8 protein-coding genes are annotated in these 9,821 nt (G+C 28.0%); 7 read left to right on the top strand and 1 reads right to left on the bottom strand.

What is annotated here, in order from left to right:
• Together RH99_RS16435 and RH99_RS16430 are read left to right on the top strand one after the other, a co-directional pair.
• Positions 1-396, top strand: a 396-nt coding sequence (locus RH99_RS16435) for a YutH/CotS family kinase-like spore coat protein (RefSeq protein ID WP_010240779.1), incomplete at its 5' end; no start/stop codon positions are given.
• 193 nt (positions 397-589) lie between these two features.
• Positions 590-1,462, top strand: a complete 873-nt coding sequence (locus RH99_RS16430; RefSeq protein WP_010240778.1) for a GNAT family N-acetyltransferase — start codon at positions 590-592, stop codon at positions 1,460-1,462.
• A gap of 40 nt (positions 1,463-1,502) precedes the next feature.
• Here RH99_RS16430 and RH99_RS19300 read toward each other — a convergent pair whose 3' ends face one another.
• Positions 1,503-1,646, bottom strand: a complete 144-nt coding sequence (locus RH99_RS19300; protein WP_158511960.1) for a hypothetical protein — start codon at positions 1,644-1,646, stop codon at positions 1,503-1,505.
• 374 nt (positions 1,647-2,020) lie between these two features.
• Here RH99_RS19300 and miaB point away from each other — a divergent pair, with 374 nt between their 5' ends.
• From miaB to hfq, 5 genes are all read left to right on the top strand, one after another.
• The gene (gene miaB / locus RH99_RS16425; RefSeq protein ID WP_010240777.1) at positions 2,021-3,349 is read left to right on the top strand and encodes a tRNA (N6-isopentenyl adenosine(37)-C2)-methylthiotransferase MiaB; all 1,329 of its coding nucleotides are present in this window, start codon (positions 2,021-2,023) and stop codon (positions 3,347-3,349) included.
• A gap of 92 nt (positions 3,350-3,441) precedes the next feature.
• Positions 3,442-6,078, top strand: a complete 2,637-nt coding sequence (gene mutS, locus RH99_RS16420; RefSeq protein WP_010240776.1) for a DNA mismatch repair protein MutS — start codon at positions 3,442-3,444, stop codon at positions 6,076-6,078.
• 21 nt (positions 6,079-6,099) lie between these two features.
• Entirely contained in the window at positions 6,100-7,959 is a 1,860-nt protein-coding gene (mutL, locus tag RH99_RS16415; RefSeq protein WP_026038530.1) for a DNA mismatch repair endonuclease MutL, read from the top strand.
• A 96-nt stretch (positions 7,960-8,055) separates the two neighbouring features.
• Complete coding sequence (gene miaA, locus RH99_RS16410) at positions 8,056-8,988, top strand: tRNA (adenosine(37)-N6)-dimethylallyltransferase MiaA (RefSeq protein WP_010240773.1); 933 nt, start codon at positions 8,056-8,058, stop codon at positions 8,986-8,988.
• Positions 8,989-9,202: 214 nt separating this feature from the next.
• Complete coding sequence (gene hfq, locus RH99_RS16405; protein WP_010240772.1) at positions 9,203-9,451, top strand: RNA chaperone Hfq; 249 nt, start codon at positions 9,203-9,205, stop codon at positions 9,449-9,451.
• Positions 9,452-9,821 lie beyond the last annotated feature (370 nt).

The raw sequence follows: 9,821 nt of genomic DNA, 5'->3' as shown, positions 1-9,821 counted from the left end.
ATGATAGTATATTATCAAAATATAATAAAAAAAGATGATGAATACTATATTGTAGATTTGGATAGTATTGTAATGAATTTAAAAGTATATGATCTAGGCAAAATGATAAATAGACTTATGTATACTAATTACTATAAGTGGGATTTTAATAAAGCTAAAATTTTAATTGAAGCTTATAATTCAGTGAATAAACTTTCACTAGAAGATTTAGAAATCATGCTTTCATTAATTGTTTTCCCAAGGAAGTTTTGGAAACTAGGTAAAAAAAGATACGTTAAAACTAAGAACTGGGATGAAGATAAGTATATTCATAGATTAAAGAAAATTATTAAGTTTAATAAAAGGCAACAAAAATTTATTGATTTATATAAGCTATATTTATATAATTTTATGTAATGATTGTTATGTTTTATAAAAAGTAAACCATTTGATATTTTAGTAAATAGATTGTTTAAATATTTCTACAATATGTTAATTTATTGACAATAATCAAATAAATATTTATACTTATTCTTATAAATAGAAAGCTAAAGATGCTAGCATATTTTTACAATGCCTTAAATTAGTATGAAAATATAAGAGGGTTAGTATGTACAATTGTATGAATTTAGATAAAACAAATATTTATAGCCTAAAAAGACTTGTAGCTTTTAGATATAAATTTAATAGTTTAAATAAGGACTTTTTTAATTTTTATGATAATTTAAATTTTATTCAGAAATACTTTCAGAGAAAGAGAGTTAAGATTTTAAATTATGGTGAAGAATCCATAGGATATATTTGGACTACAAGCAATTTTAGAGCTATATATACCATAGAGGCAATGAATGTAGTACCAAATAATAATTTGAATTTAAAAGAATGTTATAAAAAGTTACTGAATTCAGTAAGCAATAAAGGCATTTTTATCTATGAATGTGAAAAAAATGATTATAATTTTAAAACTTTAGAGGATATAGGTTTTAAAAAAATCAATGGAACATTAGAAATGTGTTGTTCTTTAAATTATAATTATAATTTTAAAATGAAAGATAATATAGTTATTGAAAATTTAGTTCCCAATAGAGATGAGAAAAAAAGATGTATTATACAAAATTCTATTTTTAAAAAGGATGGAAGAACTCCTTTATCTATAGAGGATATTTATTTTGACCAGTGTCAAAGTTATTATTTTAGAGAAGGATGCTTTTTTATAAAACATAACAATTTCGTTATAGGTTATGGACAAATAATAATAAACGATGGCGCTGCCACAATTGTTAACTTTGGTATAGTGGATGAATTTAGAGGAAGAGGATATGGTAAGCTTTTTCTATTGTTTTTACTTTTGCGTGCCAAAAATTTTAATTTTAGAAGTATATTTATTAGGGTGGATACTTCTAATACTATTGCCTTAAATTTATATAAATCCGTAGGCTTTAAAATAGAAAAGGAAATATATAAATGGAAATTAAAAGCCTAAGAAATAGAGGAACTATTATTTTAAATAGTTCCTCTATTTTTTATTCAAAAAGGTTATCTATTGGAACATATGATGTTGGGGTATTTAAGAGATTTCTATTAGGTATCCTTTCAAAATACATTCTATCTTTAATTGTTTCATATTTTAACTCTTCATCTTTAGTTTCTAATTTTGCATCATACATAAAAACAACCTCCTTTATATAATTGCATTTATTTCAATATTAGTATTCTCATAATAGATAAAAAAATTCTATTAATTTATAATATTTTCAATTGTTTTATTAAAAATTTTCCCACAGTCTAATATTTATGTTTATGAAAAGCATAAGCTTTTATTTTAAATTAAAATAAAGTATAATGTATTAGTTAAGGCATGTGAAAATAAATAATAAGTCAAAGATGCGACGTATATTTTGAAATATACAAGGAAACAGGTTCTGATGATAGTGGTGCTATCAGAGGGTTCTGTTAACGACTAGCATACTGACTAGTTATTTATTTGAATGTGCCTAAAGCAAATGTTAAGGAGTATATAATGTACAAGAGGTGAAGTAAATTGGATAATAATATCAGAAAATTTTATATAGAAACTTGGGGTTGTCAGATGAATGAAGAGGATTCTGAGAAACTTTCAGGAATGTTAAAATTAAGTGGTTATGAAAAAACAGAAGATAAAAAGAGTGCAGATCTAATTATATTTAATACTTGTTGTGTAAGAGAAAATGCAGAACAAAAGGTTTTCGGAAACCTTTGGACTTTAAAAGTCGTTAAAGAAAAAAATCCTAATTTAATTATTGCAATTTGTGGATGCATGATGCAGCAAGATGATATGGCAAATACTATAATCAAGAAGTTTCCCTTTGTAGATATAATTTTTGGAACGCATAACTCACATATGCTGCCAGAATACTTAAATAGAGTTAAGCAAGAGGAAAAATCCATAATTGAAATTTGGGATAAGGAAAAAGGTATAGTAGAGGGACTGCCTGTAGATAGGTTAAGTAAAATTAAAGCTTTTGTAACAATAATGTATGGGTGTAATAACTTCTGTACTTATTGTGTAGTTCCCTACGTAAGAGGCAGGGAGAGAAGCAGAACTCCAGATGATATTGAAAATGAAGTAAAGCAGCTTGTAAAAGAAGGGTATAAGGAAATAACACTTCTTGGACAAAATGTAAACTCTTATGGAAAAGAATTGAGTCCAGCTTTAGATTTTGCAGATTTACTTAGAAGAATAAATGAAGTTGATGGTATAGAGAGAATAAGATTTATGACTTCTCACCCCAAAGATTTATCTTTTAAAGTAGTAGAAGCAATTAGAGATAGTAAAAAGGTTTGTGAGCACATACATTTACCTGTACAATCTGGTTCCTCAAGGTTACTTAAAAAGATGAATAGACACTATGATAGAGAGTACTATATTGACCTTATAAAAAATATAAAAAGAGAGATTCCGAATATAGCACTTAGTACAGATATAATTGTAGGTTTCCCTGGTGAGACAGAGGAAGATTTTCAATATACCTTGGATTTAATAAGAGAAGTAGAGTACGATTCTGCCTTCACTTTTTTGTATTCACCAAGGAAGGGAACACCAGCAGCAGAAATGGATGAAATGGTTAGTGAAGAGGTTAAACATGATAGATTCAACAGGCTTATATCGTTAGTTAATGAAATTAGTGCTAAAAGAAATAAAGAATATCAAGATAAAATTGTAGAGGTACTAGTAGAAGGTACTAGTAAAAATAATGAAAGTAAACTTATGGGAAGAACGAGAACTGGTAAATTGGTTAACTTTGAAGGAGCTAAAGATAGTATAGGAAAATTAGTTAATGTAAAAATAACAAAAGCGCATTCATTTTCATTGTATGGCGAAGAAATATAAATAAATTAGTATTAGAGGTATCACTCATAAGATAAACTTCAATATGAGTGATATACTAGCGAAAATCAAAGATTATAAAGGGAGTTGTATATATGGGTTTAACACCAATGATGCAGCAATACATCAGCGTAAAGGAAAAATGCAAAGATTGTATATTGTTTTTTAGACTTGGTGATTTTTATGAAATGTTTTTTGAAGATGCTAAAATAGCTTCAAGAGAGCTGGAACTAGTTCTTACTGGAAAAGACTGTGGATTATCTGAAAGGGCACCAATGTGCGGTATACCTTTTCATTCTGCAAATATGTACATAACTAAATTGATAAGTAAAGGTTATAAAGTGGCAATAGGAGAACAATTAGAAGATCCGGCATCAGCTAAGGGCATAGTTAAACGAGGAATAGTTAAAATAGTTACTCCTGGTACATATACTGATTCATCATTTTTAGAAGATACAAAAAATAATTACATAATGAGTATCTTTGTGGATAAAGATAAATTTGGTATTAGTATAGCAGATGTTTCTACCGGAGAATTTGATTGTACTTCTTGGCGTTTAGAACAGGAACTTATAATTAATGAAATATCAAAGTATTCACCAAAAGAAATATTGATTCAAGATAGTTTAGATGAAAGTTTAATCAGCCATATAAAAGAGAGATTCAATTGTTCCTTTACTAAATTTGAGGATGAATTTTTTAATAAAGACGCCTATGGAAATTTAAAGCATCAATTTTTAAACTTTCGTGAAAAAAAATATGATGATCTAATTGTGGGAAGTGCCAATGGATTACTAAGATATCTAATGGATACCCAAAAAGTTTCTCTAGCTCATATTGACAACCTTAATCACTATAGTGTAGTAGATTATATGAGCATTGATGTAAATTCCAGAAGAAATCTAGAACTTACAGAAACTCTCAGAGAAAAAAGTAAGAAGGGATCTCTTCTATGGGTATTAGATAAAACCAGTACAGCTATGGGTGGAAGGCAGCTTAGACGGTGGATAGAGCAGCCTTTGATAGATAAAATTTCTATAGAGGAAAGATTGGATTCAGTACAGGAATTTACAGAAAATATATCTGTACACGAAGATTTAAAAAATGCATTAAAGCAGATTTATGATATTGAGAGATTAGTAGGTAAAATATCAACGCTTAGTGTAAATGCAAAAGAATTAATATTTCTAAAAAATTCTATAGAAAAATTGCCTAAGGTAAAAGAAGTATTAAAGAATTGTAAAAGTGACTTATTAAAAAAAGTATATACAAATTTAGACGATTTAAAGGATATATATAATATTTTAGATACAGCTATTTCAGACTCCCCTTCTGTATCTGTTAAAGAGGGAAATATAATAAAAGATGGTTATAATAATAATGTAGATGAACTTCGTCAAGCTAAATCCCATGGTAAAGAGTGGATAGCAAAACTGGAAAGTAGTGAAAGAGAAGAAACTAGTATTAAATCTTTAAAGGTAGGATATAACAAAGTATTCGGATACTATATAGAGATTACAAAGTCTAATCTAAATATGGTACCTGAAGGTAAATACATAAGAAAACAAACCCTTGCTAATTGTGAAAGATATATAACTGAAGAACTTAAAGAAATGGAAGAAAAAATTCTTGGTGCAGAAGAAAAGCTTATAAATATTGAATATGAATTATTTGCTAGCATAAGAGATGAAATATCAAAGCATATAGATAGAATGAAAAAAAGTGCAAAACTATTATCTGAATTAGATTGCCTTTGTTCTTTTGCAAGTGTAGCTCTAGAACACAATTATTGTAAACCTAATGTAGTTGATAGTGGAGATATAGACATACATGAGGGAAGACATCCTGTTGTAGAAAATATGATTTCAGTAGGAACATTTGTTGCCAATGACACTAAGATAAATACAACGGATGAACAGCTTATGCTAATTACTGGACCAAATATGGCGGGAAAATCAACCTATATGAGGCAAGTAGCATTAATAGTCATTATGGCTCAGATTGGAAGCTTTGTTCCTGCACAGGATGCAATTATTTCAATTTGTGATAAAATATTTACTAGAATAGGTGCATCTGATGACTTAGCAGCTGGAAAAAGTACATTCATGGTGGAAATGTGGGAAGTTTCAAATATTTTAAAAAATGCTACATCAAAGAGTCTTATCATACTTGATGAAGTTGGAAGAGGTACTAGTACCTATGATGGACTTAGTATTGCCTGGTCTGTAGTAGAATACATATGTACTAATAAGGATATAAAATGCAAAACCCTCTTTGCTACTCATTATCACGAATTAACTTCTCTAGAGGGAGTAATTAATGGACTTAAGAATTATTCTATAGCTGTAAAACAAATTGAAGATGATATTGTATTCCTTAGAAAAATTGTCCCTGGTGGTGCAGACCAATCCTATGGTATAGAGGTAGCTAAACTGGCAGGGCTTCCAGAAAAGGTTACATCTAGGGCAAAGGAAATATTAGAAGATTTAGAAAAAGAAAATAATAATGAAATTGCCTTGGATTCTATAGGTAAAGCTTCAGACAATAAAGATATAAAGAAAGATGTAAAGAAGAAAACTAAAAAGGATAATGAAATAGTTCAAATAGGTTTTACCGATATAAAAAAAGATGATTTTTTAAAGGATATTTGCGATATTGATATAATGAATATGACACCTATGGATTGTATGAATACACTATATAAAATTATAAAAGATGCCAAAAATTTTTAATATGGAATATAAGGTGATAATTTGAAGAGAATAAATTTATTGAATGAAGAAACTTCAAATAAGATAGCAGCAGGAGAAGTTTTAGAAAGACCTTCTTCTGCTGTAAAAGAATTAGTAGAAAATTCTATTGATGCGAATTCAAAAGTTATAACTATAGAAATTGAAGAGGGTGGACAAAAGCTTATAAGAGTAAGTGATGATGGTGATGGTATAAACCCTGAAGACATTGAAAAGGCATTTTTACCTCATGCTACTAGTAAAATAAACGCTATTGAGGATATATATGCAATAAATACTTTAGGGTTTAGAGGAGAAGCTCTTCCAAGTATCGCTGCAGTTTCAAATACTATTTTAAGAAGTAGAACTAAGGAACTTGAAGCTGGAAAAGAAATTTCTATAAGCGGTGGAGTGAAAAACCACATAAAAGATGTGGGATGTAGTATTGGTACTTCTATAGAAGTAAGAGATATTTTTTATAATGTACCAGCTAGGCAAAAATTTCTAAAATCTTCTCAAAGAGAAGCTGCACTAATATCGGATATAATAAACAGATTGGCACTAGCCAATTCTAATATATCCTTTAGGTTAATCAATAACGGTAGAAAGGTAGTTAATACTTATTCTACAGAAAATTTGTCTGACACTATAAGAACTATTTATAGCAAAAATACTACAGACAATATTATAAAATTTGAAAAGCATAGTGATATAGCTTCTGTTTATGGATATGTAGGAAATGCTGAAATAAGTAGGGGAAGTAGAAATAATCAAAGTGTTTTTGTTAATAAAAGATATATAAAAAACAAGCTAATTGCTACTGCAGTTGAAAATGCTGTTAAATCATTTTTAATGATAAATAAGTATCCATTTTTCGTATTGTTTTTAGATATATATCCTGAGTTTGTAGATGTAAATGTTCATCCTACAAAGTCAGAAGTTAAATTTCAAAATGATAGGGAAATATTTAAATTAGTATTTGATTCAGTACATGATGCCATTAAAAATAGTTTAAAAGATAATTTTGACCTTGAAATGGAGTCAGCTGTTGATATGATTAAGGAAGCTCCTCCTTTAGTAAAAGAAAATGTTCAAATACCTATAGATTTCAAATCCCATGAACCTCCAATGAAAATTGAGGATAAGGATAATTATAAACCTGAGTTTATAAAGCCTACTGTAGATTATTCCTTTAAGGATAAAGAAGATAGTGTATATTCTGTTTATAATAAAAAAGAAACTGAAGGAAATGCTGATTATTTAACTGATAGTATAAATAAAAATGGATCAATACCATCACCAAAGTTCCCAGATCTTAGGATTATAGGGCAGTATCATAATACTTACATATTAGCTGAAAGTGCAGAAGACTTTTATTTAATAGACCAGCATGCTGCCCATGAGAAAATACTATTTGAAAAATATACTAAAGAAATAATGAATGGTAGTGTAAGTGCACAGATACTTTTAACACCTGAAATTATAGAAATGACTCCAGAAGATTTTATATACTATATAGAGAACAAAGATATATTTGTAAGGGTGGGATTTAACATAGAAGTCTTTGGAGATAATACTGTGAGTATTAGAGAAGTACCTAATTTTTTAGGTACACCTCAGCTCAAAGAATTATTTTCTGCAATGATAGATAATCTTAAAAATTTAGGATCTGGTGAAACCCATGAAGTAAAATACAATAAGATAGCCACACTAGCATGTAAGGCTGCTATTAAGGCAAATGACCGTTTAAATATGGAGGAGATTAAAGCTCTAATAGATGACCTACGATGCATAGATGAGCCCTTTAATTGTCCTCATGGAAGACCAACCATAATTAAAATGACACTTTATGAAGTGGAAAAGAAATTCAAAAGAATACAATAAAGCATTTGGAAATAAATTGCAAGTTAAACATGCTTAAACTGTATACTTTTTTAAGGGGGTATATTAGTTTAAATTTAAACTAATAGCTAAGCTAAAATGGAAGATTTATTGATTTTAAGTGGACCAACAGGAATCGGAAAAACAGATATTTCAATTAAAATTGCTAAAGAAATAGGTGGAGAAATCATTTCTGCTGATTCAATGCAAATATATAGACATATGGACATAGGATCTGCAAAGGTATCAGAAGATGAGATGCAAGGAATACCTCATAATTTAATAGACATTGTAGAACCAAATGAAGAATTTAGTGTGGCACAGTATAAACAATTGGCTATAGACACAATAAAGAATATTGTTGCCAGAGGAAAATATCCTATACTTGTAGGTGGTACTGGACTATACATAAATTCGTTAATTTTTAATTATGAGTTTACTGGGACTTACAAGGATAGTGAATATAGAAATCATTTAGAAGTTCTAGCTAATGAAAATGGCAGAAATTTTGTCCATGAAATGCTAAGGGAGGTTGATATGGACTCCTATAATAGACTATATCCTAATGACTTAAAAAGGGTTATAAGAGCCCTTGAAGTATATAAGATTACTGGTAAGACTATAAGCGAATTAAATGAGAATCAGGATATATACAATATTCCATATAATATTAATTATTATGTGTTAAATATGGATAGAGAGCAGTTATATAATAGAATAAATAGAAGAGTAGATATAATGATTGAAAAAGGACTTGTAGATGAGGTAATAAAACTTAAGGATATGGGATATAATTCAAGTATGCAGTCTATGAAGGGAATAGGGTATAAAGAAATACTTTATTCTTTGGAAAATAAAATCTCTTTAGGAGAAGCCATTGAAATGATAAAACAGGGAAGCAGAAATTATGCTAAGAGGCAATTGACCTGGTTTAGAAAGGATAAAAGAGTTCATTGGATTGATAAAAATAAATTTGATAGTGATGAAGAAATTGCTAATTTTATTATAGGCAATCTTAAAGAGAATAATTAGTAAGAATGCTATCATATTAGATTCATAGCACATTTTAATATTTTTATAGTAAACAACTAAGTTATGTTAAATAAGAAATATAAGGTGACATTTTTTATTAAATAGATGTTTCTATAGGCTTAATAATTTAGAAAATTTAAAAATATAGGTAAAAATAAGAGGATTTAGACAATTTTTATAGAATACTTATATAAAACAAACGGAGGTTGAATATATGAATAAATCAACAAATAATCTGCAGGATATATTTTTAAATGGGTCAAGAAAAAATAGAATACCCGTTACAATTCATTTGACAAATGGATTTCAACTTAGAGGTAATGTTAAAGGATTTGATAGTTTTACAGTAATCATAGATTCTGATGGCAAGCAAATGATGATTTACAAGCATGCAATTTCAACCATTACACCTTTAAAACCAATATTATTTAATCAAAACTTAGAAGATGGAATAAAAGAGTAATCAGGTGAATTGAATTTAAGTGAAAATAAACTTATGGATAATAATATATTTTACAGATTGAAATTTAATTAGAAATACATATAAAATAGTCTATTGATTAAGTACAATTTAATAGCTAAATAGCTTGATTTTAGAATCATTATTTTAGTTGGATTGTTGAAAGCTTATGCTTCAGCAATCTTTTTTTGTCTAAAAAAAGCATATGTTAAGTAGATATATTGAAAAATTTATAGTTTGTTAGTTACTGAATTATAGCCTTAAATATATAAAATAAACAAATTGATAATAACATGGAGATAGTATTGATAAATTATAAAAAAATATAAAATATTTTTATAAATATTATATTATTTAGTATAATACTACGTGT

The sequence above is a fragment of the Clostridium arbusti SL206 genome (assembly GCF_000246895.1).
GTDB classification, from domain to species: domain Bacteria; phylum Bacillota; class Clostridia; order Clostridiales; family Clostridiaceae; genus Clostridium_I; species Clostridium_I arbusti.
The sequence above is the reverse complement of the archived record's forward strand: the minus strand, read 5'-3'. Positions and strand labels throughout refer to the sequence as shown.